Annotated in this window: 20 protein-coding genes and 1 riboswitch; of the genes, 14 read left to right on the top strand and 6 right to left on the bottom strand. The window is 57.7% G+C overall.

Going from position 1 to position 18,881, the window contains the following annotated elements:
• Positions 1 to 23 precede the first annotated feature (23 nt).
• Positions 24 to 497 carry a hemerythrin domain-containing protein gene (locus NVV72_19735; GenBank protein MCR6661438.1) on the bottom strand — a complete coding sequence of 158 codons (474 nt, stop codon included), beginning with the start codon at positions 495 to 497 and terminating at the stop codon, positions 24 to 26.
• Positions 498 to 698: 201 nt separating this feature from the next.
• Here NVV72_19735 and NVV72_19730 point away from each other — a divergent pair, with 201 nt between their 5' ends.
• From NVV72_19730 to NVV72_19705, 6 genes are all read left to right on the top strand, one after another.
• Positions 699 to 1,070 carry a hypothetical protein gene (locus NVV72_19730; protein ID MCR6661437.1) on the top strand — a complete coding sequence of 124 codons (372 nt, stop codon included), beginning with the start codon at positions 699 to 701 and terminating at the stop codon, positions 1,068 to 1,070.
• Between the two features lie 82 nt (positions 1,071 to 1,152).
• Positions 1,153 to 2,781 carry an alpha-amylase family glycosyl hydrolase gene (locus NVV72_19725; protein ID MCR6661436.1) on the top strand — a complete coding sequence of 543 codons (1,629 nt, stop codon included), beginning with the start codon at positions 1,153 to 1,155 and terminating at the stop codon, positions 2,779 to 2,781.
• Between the two features lie 121 nt (positions 2,782 to 2,902).
• Entirely contained in the window at positions 2,903 to 4,495 is a 1,593-nt protein-coding gene (locus tag NVV72_19720) for a S9 family peptidase (protein MCR6661435.1), read from the top strand.
• Entirely contained in the window at positions 4,458 to 4,934 is a 477-nt protein-coding gene (locus NVV72_19715) for a prolyl oligopeptidase family serine peptidase (protein MCR6661434.1), read from the top strand. The genes NVV72_19720 and NVV72_19715 overlap by 38 nt, the downstream gene beginning before the upstream one ends.
• Before the next feature lie 266 nt (positions 4,935 to 5,200).
• Positions 5,201 to 6,121, top strand: a complete 921-nt coding sequence (locus NVV72_19710) for a TonB-dependent receptor plug domain-containing protein (GenBank protein ID MCR6661433.1) — start codon at positions 5,201 to 5,203, stop codon at positions 6,119 to 6,121.
• A 115-nt stretch (positions 6,122 to 6,236) separates the two neighbouring features.
• Positions 6,237 to 8,096 carry a TonB-dependent receptor gene (locus tag NVV72_19705; protein MCR6661432.1) on the top strand — a complete coding sequence of 620 codons (1,860 nt, stop codon included), beginning with the start codon at positions 6,237 to 6,239 and terminating at the stop codon, positions 8,094 to 8,096.
• A 121-nt stretch (positions 8,097 to 8,217) separates the two neighbouring features.
• Here NVV72_19705 and NVV72_19700 read toward each other — a convergent pair whose 3' ends face one another.
• Positions 8,218 to 8,988, bottom strand: coding sequence for a PhoH family protein (locus NVV72_19700; protein ID MCR6661431.1), 771 nt, complete (start codon positions 8,986 to 8,988; stop codon positions 8,218 to 8,220).
• Positions 8,989 to 9,353: 365 nt separating this feature from the next.
• Here NVV72_19700 and NVV72_19695 point away from each other — a divergent pair, with 365 nt between their 5' ends.
• Positions 9,354 to 9,884: a gamma carbonic anhydrase family protein gene (locus NVV72_19695; GenBank protein MCR6661430.1), complete on the top strand. Its 531-nt coding sequence runs from the start codon at positions 9,354 to 9,356 to the stop codon at positions 9,882 to 9,884.
• Between the two features lie 53 nt (positions 9,885 to 9,937).
• Positions 9,938 to 10,225, top strand: coding sequence for a zf-TFIIB domain-containing protein (locus NVV72_19690; GenBank protein MCR6661429.1), 288 nt, complete (start codon positions 9,938 to 9,940; stop codon positions 10,223 to 10,225).
• A gap of 7 nt (positions 10,226 to 10,232) precedes the next feature.
• Here NVV72_19690 and NVV72_19685 read toward each other — a convergent pair whose 3' ends face one another.
• The 3 genes from NVV72_19685 to ispH form a co-directional block, all read right to left on the bottom strand.
• A complete protein-coding gene (locus NVV72_19685) occupies positions 10,233 to 11,057 on the bottom strand; it encodes a flagellin (protein ID MCR6661428.1) in 825 nt (274 codons plus the stop codon).
• Between the two features lie 84 nt (positions 11,058 to 11,141).
• On the bottom strand, positions 11,142 to 11,594 hold the full coding sequence (gene rnhA / locus NVV72_19680) for a ribonuclease HI (protein ID MCR6661427.1): 453 nt from the start codon (positions 11,592 to 11,594) through the stop codon (positions 11,142 to 11,144).
• 2 nt (positions 11,595 to 11,596) lie between these two features.
• On the bottom strand, positions 11,597 to 12,544 hold the full coding sequence (gene ispH, locus NVV72_19675) for a 4-hydroxy-3-methylbut-2-enyl diphosphate reductase (protein ID MCR6661426.1): 948 nt from the start codon (positions 12,542 to 12,544) through the stop codon (positions 11,597 to 11,599).
• A 291-nt stretch (positions 12,545 to 12,835) separates the two neighbouring features.
• Here ispH and NVV72_19670 point away from each other — a divergent pair, with 291 nt between their 5' ends.
• From NVV72_19670 to NVV72_19655, 4 genes are all read left to right on the top strand, one after another.
• Positions 12,836 to 13,507: a Tat pathway signal sequence domain protein gene (locus tag NVV72_19670; protein ID MCR6661425.1), complete on the top strand. Its 672-nt coding sequence runs from the start codon at positions 12,836 to 12,838 to the stop codon at positions 13,505 to 13,507.
• A gap of 61 nt (positions 13,508 to 13,568) precedes the next feature.
• Positions 13,569 to 15,404, top strand: a complete 1,836-nt coding sequence (gene argS / locus NVV72_19665; GenBank protein MCR6661424.1) for an arginine--tRNA ligase — start codon at positions 13,569 to 13,571, stop codon at positions 15,402 to 15,404.
• 177 nt (positions 15,405 to 15,581) lie between these two features.
• The gene (locus tag NVV72_19660) at positions 15,582 to 16,313 is read left to right on the top strand and encodes an NYN domain-containing protein (GenBank protein ID MCR6661423.1); all 732 of its coding nucleotides are present in this window, start codon (positions 15,582 to 15,584) and stop codon (positions 16,311 to 16,313) included.
• Positions 16,306 to 16,740, top strand: a complete 435-nt coding sequence (locus NVV72_19655) for a hypothetical protein (GenBank protein MCR6661422.1) — start codon at positions 16,306 to 16,308, stop codon at positions 16,738 to 16,740. The genes NVV72_19660 and NVV72_19655 overlap by 8 nt, the downstream gene beginning before the upstream one ends.
• Here NVV72_19655 and NVV72_19650 read toward each other — a convergent pair.
• The gene (locus tag NVV72_19650; GenBank protein MCR6661421.1) at positions 16,737 to 16,898 is read right to left on the bottom strand and encodes a hypothetical protein; all 162 of its coding nucleotides are present in this window, start codon (positions 16,896 to 16,898) and stop codon (positions 16,737 to 16,739) included. The genes NVV72_19655 and NVV72_19650 overlap by 4 nt on opposite strands.
• 198 nt (positions 16,899 to 17,096) lie before the next feature.
• Positions 17,097 to 17,188, top strand: a riboswitch (glycine riboswitch).
• A gap of 202 nt (positions 17,189 to 17,390) precedes the next feature.
• Between NVV72_19650 and gcvT the strand changes: the two genes are divergently transcribed.
• Both gcvT and gcvH read left to right on the top strand, forming a co-directional pair.
• Positions 17,391 to 18,458, top strand: a complete 1,068-nt coding sequence (gene gcvT, locus NVV72_19645; GenBank protein ID MCR6661420.1) for a glycine cleavage system aminomethyltransferase GcvT — start codon at positions 17,391 to 17,393, stop codon at positions 18,456 to 18,458.
• Between the two features lie 4 nt (positions 18,459 to 18,462).
• The gene (gcvH, locus tag NVV72_19640; protein MCR6661419.1) at positions 18,463 to 18,828 is read left to right on the top strand and encodes a glycine cleavage system protein GcvH; all 366 of its coding nucleotides are present in this window, start codon (positions 18,463 to 18,465) and stop codon (positions 18,826 to 18,828) included.
• Positions 18,829 to 18,881 lie beyond the last annotated feature (53 nt).

The raw sequence follows: 18,881 nt of genomic DNA, 5'->3' as shown, positions 1-18,881 counted from the left end.
TCCGTGAGAGTGCGCCGGCCTGTCTATAAATAGATGACGGTCTCATTGTCATGCCCCGCCAGGATTTGCTGTTTCAGCGCATCCATCTGCAGGGCCAGGCGATGGGCGTCGAGCGGGGAAATGGCTTCCTTGGCGCGGGGGAATATCTCGCCTTCCTCCTTGGCAACGTGATGCTCGACAGCGAATTTCAGCTCGCCGAACTTTTCCATCCATTCCTCGCTGCTGATCGACAACCGGTCCAGCACATGGAGCAAAGCCTTTATTTCATGGTGCTCGTGCTCTGAATGTTCGAGTTTGTCGTTCATTTCCTGGGTCGGGATGGCGTGTTCAAGGGCGGCATAGAAGGTGCGCTCCTCGGAATCGCTGTGCGCGGACAGCTCGGTTTTGATCTGATCGAAAAGGGTTTGTCTGACCGCGGGCAACCGGATCGACATCAGGTCATCCATCAGGCCAGACAGTTTGCGATGATCGCGGACGATATAGGCGTAGATATCCATGGCGTGCGCTCCTTTATCCACAGGAGGATGCGGCCGTGGGAATAGTTTGAAAATGCGGGCTTTCCCTTTACTTGCAAGGAATGTGTAAATTGGCATCAGGGGGCGTGTGTCACATTTCCACAGATGTGGAAAATATTAACCCTTGAGGCGTAAGTTTACCTGAGCGGCAACTATTGCCGTGCGGGAAACGATGCAACGCCAATGTTTGCCCTGGTCTTCAGATTTATCCTTATTGCCGGCAGCAGCCTGATCCTGTCGGGCTGCAATCGCATCGGCCTGTGTACGGAAGAGCCTGTCGATACGATTGACTCACCGACCGGTCATTATCAGGCGGAAGTCATCAACAAGGATTGTGTGTGGGGCTCACCAGTACAGGAGGTCTTTCTGCGCCGCACGGAGGGGCTGATGAATGGCCGGACGGCTGTGGCAATCTTCGATGCGTCAAATCCTCAGAAACCGGTCAGCCTGTCGGTCAAATGGCGGGGTGAGCATCGTATAGTCATTACCGCTCACGGCGCCAAGGTCTGGTCGTTCCAGCCCAATTGGCGCGATGTCCGCGTCATGGAGCAATAATTTCCGCATACGTATTCAGCTTCCCAAGCCGCGGGCGAGGTGCCACCTTGCCGGCACAGAATAAAATAAAGGGAGCTGAATCATGTCTTTGAAGCGTATCGCGCTATGCGCCGCCGTATCCATACTGGCCCTGGCGGGCGCCGCTCAGGCGCAGATTGATGTCTCGCCCGTGGCCGTTGAGGCCAAGGCCAGCGCCCTGCCGAAGGACTGGAACAAAACCGCCGCCTTCATGGAAATCTTCGTCCGCTCCTACAAGGACAGCGACGGTGATGGGGTGGGCGACTTCAACGGCCTGACCTCGCAGCTCGATTATCTGCACGATCTCGGCGTAACCGGTATCTGGCTGATGCCGATGATGCCCAGCCAGGACGGCGACCACGGCTATGCCGTCAATGATTATCGCGCCGTCAATCCGGATTACGGCACCATGGCGGACTTCGAGCGCTTCGTGCAGGAAGCCCACAAGCGCGGCATTGGCGTTATTCTCGATTTCGTCGTCAATCACTCCGGTAGCGGCAATGCCATTTTCCAGGATGCGGCGAAATCGAAGGCCAGCCCATACCGCGACTGGTATGTCTTCGCAGATAAAAACCCTGGCTGGTATAATCAAAAGATGCGCGGGGTCAGCGGCGCCTATTATAATGATCCCTGGAAACCGGTGACGAAGATCGTGCCCGGTGGGGTCGGGCTCTATTATGGCGTCTTCTCGGATTCCATGCCGGACATGAATCTGAAGAACCCGAAGGTGATCACCTATCTTCAGGACACCATGCGTTTCTGGATGAACAAGGGCGTGGATGGCTTTCGGCTGGATGCCGTCACCATGCTGATCGAGGACGGCCCGAAAGCCTATTTCAACAACACCGCCAATCCGGGCATCGTGGCGAAGCTGCGGGAAACGCTCGATGAATACGATAACCGCTACATGATCTGCGAAGCCTCGGAAGGGGCGGACATGTATGTCAAGGCGTGCAGCGCCTTTGCCTATGGCGTGCAGGGATCGATTATCGACAGCGCGAAAAAGGACGCACTACAGGCGCCACTGGTCAGGCAACTTGCCAATCCCAATCGGGATTTGATGCCGCTGGCCCTGCAAAGCCATGACGCTTATGTCGGTGACCGGCTGATGAACCAGTTTGGTGTCAATGATCCGGCGGATTACAAACTCTCCGCCGCCATCTCAATCCTGGCCTCGGCCACGCCGTTTGCCTATTACGGTGAGGAAATCGGCATGAGCAATGGCGGCGTATTCAACGATCCCGGTATCAGGTCGCCGATGAGCTGGACCGGCTACCCACGCACGGCAGGTTTTACCACGGGTAGGCCTTACCGCGACGTGGCGATCAATGTCGCCAGCCAGAATGTGGCGATCGAGGCGGGTGATCCCCATTCGCTGCTCGAATACTACCGCGCGCTTTATACGCTCCGCCGTGATCATCCGGTCTTCGGCACGGGTGAAATGACGGTGCAGTCGAAGGCCGGCGATCCGGCCCTGGTTTTCACGCGCACAGGGCCTGATGATGAGGTGGCGGTGCTGGTCAATCTCTCCGATGTGCCGCAAGCCTTGAGCGCCACTGTGGGGGAGGGGCGGTTTATCCAGTCCCTGCATGTGGTGGGAGAGGTGCCGGCCGCAGCGGTGGCCAGCGAAGGCGGCAGGCTCAAAGTCGTGGTGCCCGGCAAAACGACTTGGGTTTTTACGAAAAGCCAATAGGCGCAGGGCGCATTACAAATTGGTAAGGTGACATGAAAGCGCCGTCAATCCGCCACAAACGGGTTGACGGCGGCTTTGCATCATGGCCAGTTTGTTGCAAAATTTACCGGAGCGCTGCCCCATGACACGCGTATCATTCAATCCTCTTAAAACCCTGCTGAAATCCACCGCCGTCGCTGCCGTGTCGGTTGGGCTGATGGCAGGGGCTATCGGCATTGCTCACGCCGCCTATACGCCGCCGGCCAAGCCTGTGTCGATCGACGACCTGGCGCGTTATGACGAACTGACGGGCGTAACCATTTCGCCGGACGGTAAGCATATTGCGGCTCTGATTGCGGTAAAGGACCAGCAATGGCCGGTCATTTCGATCTGGAATACAGACGACCTTAGTCAGAAGCCGGTGTGGATACCCTCTAAGACCCAGCGCATTATCGCGGTCGATTTCTTCAGTAACGACAAGATATATTTCATCACCGAACAGCCGATTACCGGTGGTGACGGCAAGCCGACCTTTACCAACAAGCTCTACTATTCCGACCTCGAAGGCCGCAAGATCGAGGAGCCCTTCAAGATGACGGGCACACTCAATAAGGACGTGCGCGATTCCCTGGAGCGTGGCATCTCGGCAACCATTTTCAACCGGAATCTCTATGATAACAGCAAGGTGCTGATGGAAACGGTCAATCCCGATGATTTTGCCCAGAAAATATTTGAACTGGATACTAAGACTGGCAAGACGCGAACCGTCGCCCTGGGCTCGACTGAATTCAACTATTTGGCGGCCGGCGTCGATCTCAATACCGGCGAACCGATGATAAGAGAACAGATAGACGCCGTGAGTGGCGAATACTGGTATAAGGTCTATATCAAGGATAGGGCTAGTGGTCAGTGGGTCTATCATGCGCCATTGAGTTACAAGGTGGCCGACCGCAAAAACATTACTATCCTGGGTTTTGACACCGACCCAAATCAATTGGTGATTTCGACCAATATAAACGGTGATCACAGTGCCATCTATGATTACGATATTAAAGCGCAGGCGTTCTCGGCGGAGCCTCTGTTTGCCAATGACAAGTACGATATCAACAAGGTCAGCTTCGCCATTGACCGTGCCAACAAGAAAACGGACATCTTCGCGGTTGCGGTCGAGGGGCCGGATACCATTGTCAGCTACCTTGATCCGAAATGGGCGGCGGCGCAAAAATCGATAGAAGCCAGCTTTACTGGTAAAAATGTACACCTGACCATCAACCGCGACACTTATCAGATGGCGGTTGTTGAGGTTGAATCCCCGGACTTTCCACCACAATATTACCTTTACAAGAATGGCAAGCTGCAATCATTGGGGGGCGCCAAACCTTGGATCGATCTAAAGACGCTGGGTAAACCGGAATTCGTGACCTACAAGGCGCGCGACGGCCTTGAAATTCCGGCCTTCATCACCTATCCGCCGGGCTGGACGCCCGATCAGGGACCGGTGCCGTTGATCGTCCTGCCGCATGGCGGCCCCTGGGCGCGCGACGAACAGACCTGGGACATGACTGGTTGGCCGCAGTTCTTTGCTACCCGCGGCATCGCCGTCATCCAGCCCCAGTATCGTGGCTCGGAAGGTTGGGGAGACAAGTTGTGGAAGGCCGGGGATAACGAGTGGGGCCTGAAGATGTCGGACGATAATGATGATGCAGCCGCATATGGTGTCGCGCGGTGTTGCTGATCCGAAGCGCATGGCGATCATGGGATATTCCTATGGCGGTTTCGCGGCCATCGCTGCCAGTGTGCGGCCAAACAGTCCTTACAAATGTGCCATTGCCGGTGCAGGTGTTTCCAGCCTGCAACGCATCGGTAATCTGTGGGGAGGTAGTCATGTTCAGCGGGATATCCAGGGCCATACGGTCGATGGCATGGATCCGCTGAAGAATGTCGACAAGGCCAATATACCGATCCTGCTGTTCCACGGAGACCACGACCGCCAGGCCGATACCGAGCATTCCCGCATGTTTTATGCAGCCATGAAAGCGGCTGGCAAGGATGTGCAATACACCGAAATCAAGGGCATGTGGCACACCTTGCCGTGGCATGTAGAGTGGCAGGAGCAGAGCCTGGGGCTGATGGAGGATTTCCTGAAAAGTCCTAAATGCGGCCTGATCAATTAGGTATTTCAGAACTACAAACATGAACGATTTGTAATATATCAGCCCTTCACAACACACTGTTTCGCCTTGCGTTTATTGAAGTGCGGCAAAGTGATCACACAATTACTTATAAGTTTGCATTGCAAACATTTTGTTATTGCGTCGAAATTGTGACGGGATAGTGTTCATTCAGGTCCGGGGACCAGACACAATGGAGCTTTTTATGTCGAAATCGACGAATTTGACGCGCAAATGGTTGCTGGCCGGCACCATTCTGACCACGCTGTATGTGGGGGGCGGCTTTTGCCCAGGATGCGCCGCCCGCCAACGACACGACGGCCGCCCCCGCAGCCCCGGAAGCCGCGCCGGCCGATGAAGGCACGACGGAGGTTGTGGTCACGGGCTCTCGTATTCGGAAGTCCGAATTCAATTCAGCCGCTCCCGTCCAGATCATCACATCGGAACGTTCGAGCCTTTCCGGCATGATCAGCGCTGCCGACGTACTGCAATCCTCGTCGATCGCGGCCGGTGCAGGTCAGATCAACAATACCTTTACCGGTTACGTAGTGGATGGCGGGGATGGTGTGAACACACTCTCCCTGCGCGGCCTGGGCGCGCAGCGCTCGCTGATTCTGATCAACGGCCGGCGTATGCCGCCTGCCGGCGTCAGCGGAACGGTAGGTGCGGTTGACCTGAATTTCATTCCGCAATCCCTGGTGTCGCGTTATGAAATCCTCACCGACGGCGCTTCGTCAATCTATGGTTCCGATGCCGTCGCCGGCGTGGTCAATATCATCACGACAAAGAACTATGACGGTCTGCACCTGGAAGCTTCGGGGTTAAAATCCGAAAAGAGCGGTGCCGACAGCTACAGCGCCAGCGCCATGTGGGGCAAGAGCTTCGACAAAGGCAATATCCTGGTTTCCGGCGAATATTACGAGCAAAAGCCGCTCTATCTGTCCGATCGTCCTGGCCTGGCTTGCCCGCAGGATTACTATTATAATGCTGACGGCAGCCGTGCCGATCTGGTAGACGTCAATACCGGCAAATATAAGTGCTATAATGCCAATGGCCTGGCGCAGAACGTGGTGATTGATGTTTTCACCAACCGTTACTACCGTTCCATGCCTGGTTCGGTGACCACGGTTGGCATACCCGGCATTCCTGATTTCGAGATCCGTTACGAAGAATTCGCAAATCGACTTTGATCCTCAGGAAGCGCTTGATTCTACAGCATTTTCGCCCGTAAAACGCTCGTTCCTTTACGCACAAGGCAATTATCGTCCCGACTGGATGGGGGGGGCAGAGCTCTACACCGAACTCATGTGGGGACGCCGTGAGTCATCGCAATCGCAATACGGAGAACTGTTCCCGTATTATTCCGATTATGCCTCGGTCAACCCATTCCCGACCATTGCTGAGCCGATTGCCTTGCATAAATTTGTCTCGACGCAAAAGGTCGACTTCACTCGTCTCCTTGGGGGAGCGCGCGGTAATATAGGCAATTGGAACTGGGATGCGTATGTGTCACATTCTAAGAGCGATGGAACCTATGCCGGCACCGCTATCTATGCAGATCGGATCGACTGGGGCACTGGCTTTGATCAGAATGCCTTTTTCTATTCAGATCCCACCACTGGCGAAGCTTGTGGCACCGGTGCGCCGGCGGGTTGTATTCCGCTCAATCTGTTCACCAATGACGCCCTGACCAAGGCCAAGCTCACACCTGAAGAAGAAGCCTGGTATTTCACCCAGGACGTTGGCAAGACTGTCTATGAACAGAACATCGCCGAAGCCACAATCACAGGTGATCTGTATCAATTGCCGGCTGGTGCTCTGGGCGCTGCATTTGGTGTCAGCTTCCGTGAAGACAAGATCGATGACTTGCCGGGGGAGCTGTCGCGTTCCGGTAATTCCTATAATCAGTCTTCGGCGGGTGAAACAAAGGGCACCGACCATCTGTCTGAAGCCTTCTTCGAACTGGAAGCACCGGTGGTGCGCGGCAAGAAGTTCTTTGAAGACCTGACACTCAACCTTTCGGGCCGTTACAGCAACTACAAAAGTGTTGGCGGTTCCGGCACCTATAAGGTTGGTTTCAACTGGGCTGTCGACAACATCTTCCGCGTTCGCGGCACCGCAGGAACATCGTTCCGGGCGCCGGCTCTCTACGAACTGTATCTGAATGACCAAACCGGTTATCTGAACCAACTTGGTCTCGACCCCTGCATCCGTTATGATGACACCGATGCCGTCACGGGCCGCCCGAAGGTCAGCCCAACCATCAAGGCCAACTGTCTGGCGGATGGCATTCCGGGCGATTATGATGGCGCCAATCCATCTGCCGTGATCACGACACACGGTGGTACCGATCTGGAGCCTGAAACCTCTTATGCCACCACGCTTGGTTTCGTTCTGACGCCGCCGAGCACGGGCTTCAAACTGGCGATCGATTTCTGGAAAATCAAGATCGCCAACCAGATCAGTTCCAGTGGCGCGGCCGTCGTGGGCGCCTGCTATGCCAGCGTCGATTTCCGCTCCAAGCCGGGCTATTGCGATCAATTTGTCCGTGATATGGATCCATTGTCGCCGACCTATCATTCGATCCTCACGATCGATGGCAGCTATCGCAACATTCCGACAGAAGCCAGTGCAGGTATCGACTTTACGGTCAATTACGAGCATGAGTTCAACTATGGTACTCTGTCGTCCGACGCTAAATTCACCTACTATAAGTACGACAAGATTCAGCTTTATCCGGACTCGATCATTGACAACTATACGGGGCTGATCGGTCAGCAACATTGGGCGGGTGACGTACAGACGCGCTTTACGCACAAGGACTGGACCCTGGCCTGGACATTCAACTACATCGGCAATGCCAGCAATATGGGTTTCCGCAACGAAACCGGTAATACGGGCGGCAATGTCTCTTACGCCCCGAACGCTACCTATGCGGCTTCGGTTCCGCCCTTCGTCACGCATGATCTTGAACTGCGTTATCGGGCGAAGACCTTTGAAGTCATTGCCGGTGTCAATAACCTGTTTGACAAGTATGCGCCGATTATCGGTTCAGGCGTCTATGCCGGATCGGCAAGCCGTTTTGGCAATTATCCTTTCGGAAGCCAATACAGCACCGGCATCATCGGTCGTCAGTTCTATCTGAACGTCTCGAAGGACTTCTAGGTTCTGACAGATCAGCTACAAGAGAAGCGGCGAGGGTGACCTCGCCGCTTTTTCTTTGCCGGGGGCGAAAAAAACGGCGGGCCGAAACCCGCCGTTTCCGTTTGAGCGGCAGTCGCTGCGCCTACAGCACGCCCAGCATCTGCGCCACCAGCGGATGGCGCACGATGTCCTTGTCCTTCAGGCGGACCACCTCGATAGTTTCGACCGCCTCGAACTTGTCTGCCACGTCGGCCAGGCCGGAAATGCCCGGCAGCAGGTCGGACTGGTGCGGATCGCCGGTGACGACCATGGTCGAGTTCCAGCCCAGGCGGGTGAGCAGCATCTTGAGCTGGACATAGGTGCAGTTCTGCGCCTCATCGATGACCACGAAGGCGTTGTTGAGCGTGCGGCCGCGCATGTAGCCGACCGGGGCGATCTCGATCAAACCCTCGGCCATCAGGGCCTTGACGCGCTTCATGCTGAGGCGATCGGTGAGGGCGTCATAGAGCGGGCGCAGGTAAGGCGCCAGCTTGTCCTCCATATCACCGGGCAGGAAGCCGATCGATTCGCCGGCCTCAACGGCAGGGCGCGAAAGAACGATGCGGCCGACCTTGCCGGCCTCCAGTGCTTCCACGGCCTTGGCGATGGCGAGATAGGTCTTACCAGTGCCGGCGGGGCCGAGCGCCAGCACGAGGTTCTTCTCATCGATCGCCGCCATAAGGGCCGCCTGGCCTTCGGATTTCGGCTTGATGGTCTTCACATAGGACTGGTCACGTTCTTCATTGGCCGGCGACCAGCCGTTATTGATGCCTGCACCATGCACATTCATACGGCGCACTTTCGTATCCGGCGCGAATTGCTCCGCATCCAGATTGCCTTCGCGCATAAAACGTTTGGCGGCTCGCTTGGTCATGGTGGGCTCCTAAAAAAGAACATGAAAAAAGGCGACGCCAGAAGTGGCTCGCCTTTGTGTACGGGATACGCGGTTGGGGGAGGAGATTCGGCAGCCGCCGGAAGGGGCGTAAGAGGGGCCATCATCGCCGTGGGGCGGTGGAGGAGAAGCAAGGGATGAAAACGCAACCCGGACTGCCACTGTTAAACCTCTAAGGCTGGAACCTTTAAGTCTGATGCCGATCGCGGAAGGGGCATACTGATTCCCCTGCCTGTGATGACGCTATCAGATTCGCCGAGCTTGGTTAGCGATATCTTAATTACGCCGATCACTTTCATAATTTCGCAAATGCGTCATAAAGAAACAATCGGACACGGGAGGCGCTCATGGCCATATATACACTGGGAGACAAGACGCCGAACCTGCCGGCAGACGGCCGTTTCTGGATAGCGCCCTCGGCTGATGTGATGGGGGATGTGACGCTTGGGGAGGACGCCAGTATCTGGTTCTGCGCCGTGGTGCGCGGCGATAATGACCCGATCGCCATTGGTGCGCGCAGCAATATCCAGGATGGCGCCGTGCTCCATTCTGATGACGGCCTGCCGCTGACGATCGGCGATGACGTGACCGTGGGCCACAAGGCCATGATCCATAGCTGCGAGATCGGTGACAACAGCCTGATCGGCATCGGCGCCGTGATCCTGGCGCGGGCGAAGATCGGGAAGAACACCATTGTCGGTGCGGGCGCCCTGGTACCGGAAGGAAAGGAATATCCTGACGGTGTTTTGCTGATCGGTCAGCCGGCACGGGTGACGCGTGAACTGACGCCGGAGCAGATCGGCAAGCTGACCCATTCAGCGGCGCATTATGTGCGCAACTGGCGGCGCTTCAAAAGGGATCTGAAGGTTGTCCCTTGACTTTGGATTTTATAGTTCCATGTCAGAGGATAGGTCCACCTGAAGGAGTTGCCATGCCGGCCCTGATCTGCCCTGTCTGCCAGGGATCGTTTCGTGAAGTCATCCGTGAAGGCATACTGATCGATATCTGTACCCAGTGTCAGGGTGTGTGGCTGGACCGCGGCGAACTGGAAAAGCTGATTGCCCTGTCGAAGGATGACCGCGATATTCCCCTGCCGCCGCCGGCGCAGCCGCGTGCCCGGCGGGAGGACGATTATGACAGCCGCTACGAGGGGCGCGACTTTTCGCACCGGAAGAAAAAGAAGCGTTTCGACTTTGGCGATATCTTCGATTTCGACTGACCGCTCACTACCGGAACAGGCTGAGTACCCATGACTGGGACTGCGCTGAGAACGACAGCATCTGAATGGCCAGTTGCTGCCTGACCTGGAGGGATTGCAGTTTGGCGCTTTCCTTCGCCAGGTCGGCATCGACCAGATTTCCGATCCCGGCGGTGATCGTATCCTGCAGCTTGCCGATAAAGGTCAGGTGATTATCCAGCGCTTTTGACGACGTGCCGAGCCGCGCCAGGGCGGCCGAGACATTATTGATCGAGGAATCGAGCGTGCTGAGCAGGGCCGCCGCCGAGGTGGCGGTCGAGAAATCGGCATTGGCGCCGAGTGTCACGATGGAACCGCCCAGCGACATGTTCTGCGCGGCCACGGTCAGCCGGCTGGTGCCTTCGGCATTGGCGAGGGCGGCGATGGAGGTTTTGGAACCGTTCAGTAGATTGATGCCATTGAAGCCGGCGGTGGCCAGCGTCTTGGTGATCTGGTTGCGGATGGCGACGAAATCGTTTTTCAGCGCATCACGGGCGGTGGAGTCGAGCGACGTATCCGAAGCCGCGAGGGCCTTTTCCTTCAACTGGGTCAGCAGATCGGACACCGATTCCCCGGCGGTCATGGCGACATCGACCACGGACGAATTGCGCGACAGCGATTGTTTGACGGCATCAAGCGAGGAAACAGTGGAGCGCTGGCTCTGGGCGATGGCCCATGTGGCGCCGTCATCCTTGGCGCTGGCCACCTTCAGGCCGGTCGAGATACGGTTCTGCGTTTTCTGAAGATCGCGGTTTATGGCGTTCAGATTCTGCAGGGCGATCATGGCCCCGATATTGGTGTTGATGGAGTTCATTTCTGAACCTGCGTTGTGATGACATTCTGTCCAAGGCCATCATGCCATGACAGGGCTAACGGAGGTTAAAGATCAGGAAATAAATCAGGCGCGGGCGCGCGCTTCCTCTATGCCCTTGTTGGCCAGTTGATCGGCGCGTTCGTTCAGTTCGTTGCCGGCGTGGCCCTTGACCCAGATCCACTTGATCTTGTGCGGCTTTGCGGCGGCATCGAGCCGGATCCACAGATCATCATTTTTCACCGGCTTCTTGTCGGCCGTCTTCCAGCCGCGCGCCTTCCAGCCCCTGATCCACTCGGTCATGCCCTTCAGCACATACTGGCTGTCGATATAAAGCTTCACGTCGCACGGCTTTTTCAGGGCTTCCAGACCGGCGATAGCCGCCATCAGCTCCATGCGATTGTTGGTGGTGCTGGGGTCGTAGCCGTAGAGTTCCTTCTCGTGCAGGCCGGACATCAGGATGCAGCCCCAGCCGCCGGGGCCGGGATTGCCCTTGCAGGCGCCATCCGTATAGAGGGTGACGTGCGCGCGTTCAGTCATGCTCAGGCGACGGCTTTCGGCAGCTTGAAGGTGACCGTCTCGCGCACGCCGTTGCTCTCAATCACCTCGGCATCGAAGCGGGCGGAAACGGCAGCGATCAGTTCCTCTATAAGGTTTTCCGGCGCCGATGCCCCGGCGGAAACGCCGAGCGTATCAACGCCGTCGAACCATGACCAGTCGACATGGCTGGCATCGTCAACCAGATACGCGGCCTTGGCGCCGCCACGCAGGGCCACCTCAACCAGGCGTTGGGAGTTGGATGATTTGGCCGAGCCGATGACCAGCACCAGGTCGCAATCGGCCGAGACCTGCTTGACCGCTTCCTGGCGGTTGGTGGTGGCATAGCAGATATCTTCCTTGTGCGGCACCTTGATCTGCGGGAAGCGCGCCTTCAGGGCGCCGACGATCTCTGCGGTATCATCGACCGAAAGCGTGGTCTGGGTAACAAAGGCCAGGTTATCCGGATCGACCGGTGTAAATTCGAGGGCCTGCTCGACCGTTTCGATCAGTTTCACGGTCCCTTCGGGCAGTTGCCCCATGGTGCCGATGACTTCAGGGTGGCCGGCATGGCCGATCAGGATGATCTCGCGGCCCTCATTATGGTGACGTTCGGCCTCGACGTGGACCTTGGAAACCAGCGGGCAGGTGGCGTCGAGATAGAACATCTGGCGGTTTTGCGCATCAGCGGGCACCGATTTGGGCACACCGTGGGCCGAAAAGACCACCGGACGATCCGGCGGGCACTGATCCAGTTCCTTGACGAACACGGCGCCCAGGCCCTTCAGGCGGTCCACCACATGCTTGTTGTGGACGATCTCGTGGCGGACATAGACCGGCGCGCCATAGCGCTCGATGGCGCGCTCGACGATCTGGATGGCGCGGTCGACGCCGGCGCAGAAGCCGCGCGGCGTGGCGAGATAGACCTTAAGGGGGCGGACAGCGGAATTCATAGGGCTCACATAAGTCTTTTCGGCGGATTTGGGAATATGCGTCTCCAACTATTGCAAAGCAATCGTTGGCAAGGGCGACTGCCCGCCCGAGCCTGATGCGAGGAAGCCCGCCCGGCTTGAGGGCATATCAATGGTGAAGCCCGTCCGCCGCACTTTGGCCGCAAGTCCTCCATAAAACCCTTTGAAAAGTGATTTCAAGACGCTACACATCCGTTAAGGATGCGCTTCGCTTAAAAGCCGCTTCATCCATCTTATTCGCTGTTGGGGAACTTCACGCCTATGTCAGTTGTTATGCGCCGTATTTGGGCCGGGGTTTGCCTGGGTGTGCTCCTTAGTGGTTCAGCCGGTGCCGCCATGGCGCAGATGGGCGGACGCGGTGGCGGCGCCGACGATGACCAGCAGGCTGCGGCCGACCGGCAGAAAAAGGACGAGGAGTGGGGAAACCGCTCGCTGAATCTGAAAAAACGCAAGGCCGAGGGGGCGTGCCCTTACGTCAAGGTGCTTTATGATGCCGCGCGCTACCACCAGTTCAAAAATGATGTGCAGACGACCGCCGCTGCCATGTGGACCGGCGAAATCAACGGTATCCAGTCGGAATGCGCCTATGAGGGCACGGATCCGATCCAGGTTGGCATGGATATCAGCTTCTCGCTCGGCCGCGGGCCGCAGGCGGAGGGCCAGACCAATGTCTATCATTACTGGATTGCCGTCACCGAGCGCGACAAGACCGTCCTGGCCAAGCAGGAATTTGAGCTGCCGGTCACCTTCGCCGAAGGTCAGCAGCGGGTGGATGTCAATACGCGCCTGGAAGGTATCTATATCCCGCGCAAGGACATCACGATCTCCGGCTCGAATTTCGAGGTGCTGATCGGATTCGATGTGACGCCGCAAATGGCCGAGTTCAACCGTGAAGGCAAGCATTTCCGCTATGTCTCGCCTGTCGAGCAGAAGCCAGCCGAATAAGGTTCTTGTTTTAGGTGCGGTGAGACCCTATTACGGCGGAAGTTTTTCCCCGGATACCGCCATGCCTGCCTTTACCGAAGCCTTCATCGAGTCCCATGACTTCAAGACCGAACTGAGTGCCAGCACCGCCTCTGCCTTTGTGGCGGAAGGTTTTGATGCCTCGGCCGGCCGCGTGAACGCTTCGGATCGCCCCGACCTGGCCGATTTCCAGTGCAATGGCGCGCTCGCCGTGGCCAAGGCCGCCAAGGCCAATCCGCGCGAGGTGGCGACGAAGATCGTGTCGCATTTCGATGGCGATGTGCGCCTGGAAAAGCTTGAAATCGCCGGGCCGGGCTTCCTCAATTTCACCCTGTCGCACGACGCCTTGTCGGATCGCGCCAATGCCCTGGCAGGCGATCCTCGCATCGGTGCGCCAAAGGTGGCGCAAAAGCGCAAGGTGATGATCGATTTCGGCGGTCCCAATGTCGCCAAGGAAATGCACATCGGCCACCTGCGCACGGCGGTGATCGGCGAAAGCCTCAAGCGTACCCTACGGTTTCTCGGTGACGAGGTCATAGGCGATGCCCATTTCGGCGACTGGGGGTTGCAAATGGGGCAACTGATCGTTGGGCTCTCCGAGGAACAGCCGGACCTGCCTTATTTCGATGGGGCCTATACCGGGCCTTATCCGGAAGAGTCGCCGGTGACCCTGGCGGATCTCGGCCGGATCTACCCGAAATCGAGCGCGCGCATCAAGGCGAAGGACGCGGACTTCCTGGCGGCGGCGCGCAAGGCGACCAAGGAATTACAGGACGGCCGGCCGGGCTATCGCGCCCTGTGGCAGCATTTCGTGGTGGTCAGCCGCGAAGCCCTGAAGCGTGACTATGCGGCGCTCGGCGTTGAATTTGACCTGTGGTACGGCGAATCCGACGCTGACCCGTATGTCGAGCCGATGATCGCCGATCTGAAGGCCAAGGGGCTGCTGGTCGAGGACAATGGGGCGCAGGTGGTTCACGTCGCGCGCCCCGGCGAAACCCGCAAGAAGAAGCTGGAGGATGGCTCGGTGGTCGAAGTGCCCAGCCCGCCACCCTTGCTGGCCGTCTCTTCCGAAGGCTCGGCCATGTATGGCACCACGGATGTCGCCACCATCGTGCAGCGCCAGAAGGAATTCGGGCCCGATCTCAGCCTTTATATTGTTGATCAGCGCCAGGCCGAGCATTTCGAGCAGGTTTTCCGCACGGCCTATCTCGCCGGTTATGCGCAGGAGGGCCAACTTGAGCACGCCGCCAACGGCACGGTCAACGGCCCGGACGGCACCCCCTTCAAGACCCGCGATGGCGGCACGCTCAAGCTGGGCGACCTGATCAGCCAGGCGGTCGAAAAAGCCAATGCCCGCCTGCATGAGGCCGGTCTGGGGGAGGGGCTTTCCGAAGCCGCCTTTGCCGATACCGCGCACAAGGTGGCCGTGGCGGCGCTGAAATTCGCTGAACTGAGCAATCACCGCCTGACCAACTATATCTTCGATCTCGACCGTTTCATGAGCTTCGAGGGCAAGACCGGGCCTTACCTGCTCTATCAGGCGGTCCGGATGAAATCGATCCTGCGTAAAGCCGGCGAGCAGGGGCTGGCGGCCGGCCTAATCACCGTGACCGAGCCGGCCGAACGCGAACTGGTCCTGCTGCTCGATGGCTTCGATAACGCGCTGAAGGAAACCTATCTCAAGCGTGCGCCGAACATTCTCGCGGACCATGTCTATCGCCTGGCGCAGGGTTTCTCGAAATTCTATGCCAGTTGCTCGGTTCTGGTGGGAGAAGACGCCGCGCTCAAGGCCTCGCGCCTGGGACTGGTCAGCCTGACCCTGCGCCAGCTCGAACTGGGCCTCGACCTGATGGGCCTCAGCGCGCCTGAACAAATGTGAGCATGGACACGTCCTCTTTTATACCTCCCCGACTTGTCGGGGAGGGGGACCGACGCGCGCTCGCGCGTTGGTGGTGGGGCTTCCTGCTTTCTCTTTCCCCTTCTCAACACAAACCTGCTGACAAACGCCCGTAACTGAGGTTTATTGTTACCAAGACGTTAACTGGTGGGCTTGAGTATGTCTAAAGGGCGGGAGACAGGTTCGGGAGGCGGCTGGTCCTTGCCCTTCTTCCGCAAGCGTGCCGCCTTTTATTATGACGGCTTCAACCTTTATCACGCTGTCGATGCTTACAAGCGCCCCTATCTCAAATGGCTGAATCTAAAGGCTTTAGGCCGCGCCATCGCGCCGAAGTCCGAGGTCGTGAAGCGCGTGGTGTGGTGCTCGGCCTTCTCGCCGACCAGCCGTTCCAAGCTGCAACGCCACGAGGATTACATGAAGGCGCTGCAAGGGCAGGGTGTGATCTGCCGTATGGGCCACTTCATCCACGCCATGGATGGCTGCAACAGTTGCGGGCACAAGTGGCAGATATCGGTTGAGAAACAGGGCGACGTCAATTTGGCGCTCTCCATCGCCGCCGATGCCGAGGACGATCTGTTCGATGTCTGCTACCTGGTGACGGCGGACGGCGACCACGCCGCCACGGCGCGGTATCTGAAAGAGCGGTTTCCCAAGAAAAAACTGGTGCTTGTCACACCGCCGGGACGCTATCATAATCGCCACATCGAACGCATCGCCGATGAATGCGTCGAGATCCAAACCCACCACCTGGAGGCGTCGCTCTTGCCGGAAATGGCGAAATACAAACACCGTTTCCTGGGGCGGAAGGAAGTGGTGCCACGGCCGGAACTCTATGACCCGCCGCAGGTGCGCGTCAAAAGTCATCTGAAGCTTATCGTCAATAATGGTTAAACCGCTTGAGAAGGGCCTGTATGACCTGCTGGAAACTCGCCTGTCGCCGGAATGCCTGGCGGCTTTCAAGGCGCGCGGCGATGATGCCTGGGTGCTGGGCGATCTCGATGATAATGCCACGATCGACTTCTATATCGACGACATGCTGACCCTGCTGGCCATACATGGTGTCAAGCCGCCGGCGGAACAGAAGGTCTCGCCTTTCTGGTGGCTGTGGCCGGACAAGTGCCTGGTCTATCGGGATTTCACGGTTGGTGAACTGAAGGCGCTGGCCAAAAGCAAGGTCTGGCCGGCGGATGCTTATAGTTACGAGCCGATACCCCTGACGCAAAAACTGACCAGCCTGACGGTGATGCTGGTTCTGGCCGGACTAGTGATCGGGATTGCGGCGCTGCTAGTGTTTTGGTTGGTGCATTGGCTGCATTAGCCGAGCAGTTTCCAAACAAGTATGGTCCCAAAAGCCATTGCGGCTATCAAAACCAGTGCATTAATCGCGTATTTTCCATTAGCCATTCCCTGGAACCACCTGCCAAAGCCGATAGTTACATGGTTTTTTTCGTTTTCAGGGGGAACACTCAAATTCATGACAGACTCCTGCTTAAAAAATCAAGGAGTTCATGTGAAGAGAGAAAGGTTATAGGTGCGCGATTCGATAAAACGCGCAAGGGCTAATTCTGTCAGTTACACAGCTGTCCACTTAAGGCCATTCACAGCTAGTGAAGTGGGGATAGATAGTTTGTATTCTTACGTCTTGACTCTTAATCCGGCCTAACGCACAAGCGAAACACCCCTACGGGAGAGAGTGTAGCTTCGGTTACACCGCCGAAGGCGCAACCGCCCCGGAAACGCTCAGGCTCACGGACCGTAGGATAACTCAAACGCTGGAAAGTGGATGCTCGACATCCCACCGACGGAGCAACGGCGTAAATAGCGCCTAAATCTCTCAGGTCAAAAGGACAGCGGGGGCGCAGAACGACCGAACCGTCACCCCTGTTTTGAGTGAAGCCATATGTCCGACTCCGATTCCGAACTCCAATTCACCCCCTCTATGACCAGCATGTCGCGCTGGGCGGCCAGATGGTGCCCTTTGCCGGCTATAACATGCCCGTCAAATATGAGGGCGTGCTGGCCGAGCACAAGTGGACCCGCGCCGAGGCCGGCCTGTTCGATGTCTCGCACATGGGCCAGGCGCGCCTGAGCGGCGAGGGCGCCATTGCCGTACTCGAAGCCCTGACCCCGACCGATTTCGCCATCCTCCCTCAGGGCAAACAGAAGTACTCGCTGCTGCTCAATGAAGAGGGCGGCATTCTCGATGACTGGATGGTCTCGCGCCCCTTCGCCGAAGGCTTCATGCTGGTGGTCAACGCCGCCTGCAAGGAGCAGGATTTCGATATCATCGCCGATTTTATTGCCGATGACGAAACCGGCGCTGATGTCGAATTCGAAGTCCTGAGTGATCGCGCCCTGCTCGCCCTGCAAGGCCCCAAGGCCAAGGACGTGATGAAGGGACTCTGCCCGGCCGCCACTGAGATGTATTTCATGGAATGCGGCACCTTCCAGTTGCTCGGCGAGGTCGCCTATATCTCGCGCTCCGGCTATACCGGCGAGGACGGTTTCGAGATCAGCTTCCCGGCCGCGCGCGTCGGCGACCTGTGGGACGAACTGCTGTCGAACCCCATCGTGAAGCCGATCGGTCTTGGCGCCCGCGATTCCTTGCGTCTCGAAGCCGGTATGCCGCTCTATGGTCACGAAATGGGCGCCGGTTATACCCTGGCCGAGGCCAATCTCGGTTTCGCTATGAACAAGTCGCGCCTGGCGCGTGGCGATATCAAGGGCATCGACCGCCTGCGCGCACAACTGGACGGCCAACTGGACCGCGTCCGCGTCGCCATTCGTGTGCTCGAAGGCCCGCCCGCCCGCGAAGGCGCGAAAATTCTCAGCGAAGAAGGCGCCGAGCTGGGTATCGTCACCTCCGGTGTGCCCTCGCCAAGCCTCGGCTACTCGATCGCTATGGGATATGTACCGCCGGCGTCGTCGGCCATCGGCACGAAGCTGAAACTGGAAACCCGCGGCAAGCCTTACGCCGCCGAAATCGTCTCTCTGCCGTTCGTTGCCAACGGCTATCACCGCAAGCCGAAAGGTTAAGATCATGAAGTTCACCAAGGACCACGAATGGGTCAACATTACCGGCAATGAAGCCTTTGTCGGTATCACTGCCTATGCCGCCGAGGCCCTGGGCGACGTCGTATTCGTCGAAGTACCAGAGGTCGGCAAGGTGCTGAAGACCGGCGACAGCTTCGCCGTTGTCGAAAGCGTCAAGGCGGCGTCGGACGTTTATGCGCCGGTATCGGGCGAAGTGATCGAAGTCAATACCGAGCTATCCGGTGCGCCGGAAACCATCAATGCCGTGCCGGAAGCCGGTGGCTGGATCGCCAAGATCAGGCTGGCCGATGCCTCGGAACTGGACGCGCTGATGGATCGCGCAGCCTACGAAGCCTATTTAGCGACGCTGTAATTTACGGCGTTTTGCCCCCTCCGGCGGGACTTCGCCCGCCACCTCCCCCGCTA

The organism is Asticcacaulis sp. (assembly GCA_024707255.1).
GTDB lineage: Bacteria > Pseudomonadota > Alphaproteobacteria > Caulobacterales > Caulobacteraceae > Asticcacaulis.
This window is presented reverse-complemented; position numbering and strand designations above follow the sequence as displayed.

What these genes read in the sequence shown, in the direction of transcription:
- NVV72_19735 (MCR6661438.1), bottom strand. Translation starts at nt 497, where the DNA reads ATGGATATCTACGCCTATATCGTCCGCGATCATCGCAAACTGTCTGGC.
- NVV72_19730 (MCR6661437.1), top strand. Translation starts at nt 699, where the DNA reads ATGTTTGCCCTGGTCTTCAGATTTATCCTTATTGCCGGCAGCAGCCTG.
- NVV72_19725 (MCR6661436.1), top strand. Translation starts at nt 1,153, where the DNA reads ATGTCTTTGAAGCGTATCGCGCTATGCGCCGCCGTATCCATACTGGCC.
- NVV72_19720 (MCR6661435.1), top strand. Translation starts at nt 2,903, where the DNA reads ATGACACGCGTATCATTCAATCCTCTTAAAACCCTGCTGAAATCCACC.
- NVV72_19715 (MCR6661434.1), top strand. Translation starts at nt 4,458, where the DNA reads ATGATGCAGCCGCATATGGTGTCGCGCGGTGTTGCTGATCCGAAGCGC.
- NVV72_19710 (MCR6661433.1), top strand. Translation starts at nt 5,201, where the DNA reads ATGTGGGGGGCGGCTTTTGCCCAGGATGCGCCGCCCGCCAACGACACG.
- NVV72_19705 (MCR6661432.1), top strand. Translation starts at nt 6,237, where the DNA reads ATGTGGGGACGCCGTGAGTCATCGCAATCGCAATACGGAGAACTGTTC.
- NVV72_19700 (MCR6661431.1), bottom strand. Translation starts at nt 8,988, where the DNA reads ATGACCAAGCGAGCCGCCAAACGTTTTATGCGCGAAGGCAATCTGGAT.
- NVV72_19695 (MCR6661430.1), top strand. Translation starts at nt 9,354, where the DNA reads ATGGCCATATATACACTGGGAGACAAGACGCCGAACCTGCCGGCAGAC.
- NVV72_19690 (MCR6661429.1), top strand. Translation starts at nt 9,938, where the DNA reads ATGCCGGCCCTGATCTGCCCTGTCTGCCAGGGATCGTTTCGTGAAGTC.
- NVV72_19685 (MCR6661428.1), bottom strand. Translation starts at nt 11,057, where the DNA reads ATGAACTCCATCAACACCAATATCGGGGCCATGATCGCCCTGCAGAAT.
- rnhA (MCR6661427.1), bottom strand. Translation starts at nt 11,594, where the DNA reads ATGACTGAACGCGCGCACGTCACCCTCTATACGGATGGCGCCTGCAAG.
- ispH (MCR6661426.1), bottom strand. Translation starts at nt 12,544, where the DNA reads ATGAATTCCGCTGTCCGCCCCCTTAAGGTCTATCTCGCCACGCCGCGC.
- NVV72_19670 (MCR6661425.1), top strand. Translation starts at nt 12,836, where the DNA reads ATGCGCCGTATTTGGGCCGGGGTTTGCCTGGGTGTGCTCCTTAGTGGT.
- argS (MCR6661424.1), top strand. Translation starts at nt 13,569, where the DNA reads ATGCCTGCCTTTACCGAAGCCTTCATCGAGTCCCATGACTTCAAGACC.
- NVV72_19660 (MCR6661423.1), top strand. Translation starts at nt 15,582, where the DNA reads ATGTCTAAAGGGCGGGAGACAGGTTCGGGAGGCGGCTGGTCCTTGCCC.
- NVV72_19655 (MCR6661422.1), top strand. Translation starts at nt 16,306, where the DNA reads ATGGTTAAACCGCTTGAGAAGGGCCTGTATGACCTGCTGGAAACTCGC.
- NVV72_19650 (MCR6661421.1), bottom strand. Translation starts at nt 16,898, where the DNA reads ATGAATTTGAGTGTTCCCCCTGAAAACGAAAAAAACCATGTAACTATC.
- gcvT (MCR6661420.1), top strand. Translation starts at nt 17,391, where the DNA reads ATGGTGCCCTTTGCCGGCTATAACATGCCCGTCAAATATGAGGGCGTG.
- gcvH (MCR6661419.1), top strand. Translation starts at nt 18,463, where the DNA reads ATGAAGTTCACCAAGGACCACGAATGGGTCAACATTACCGGCAATGAA.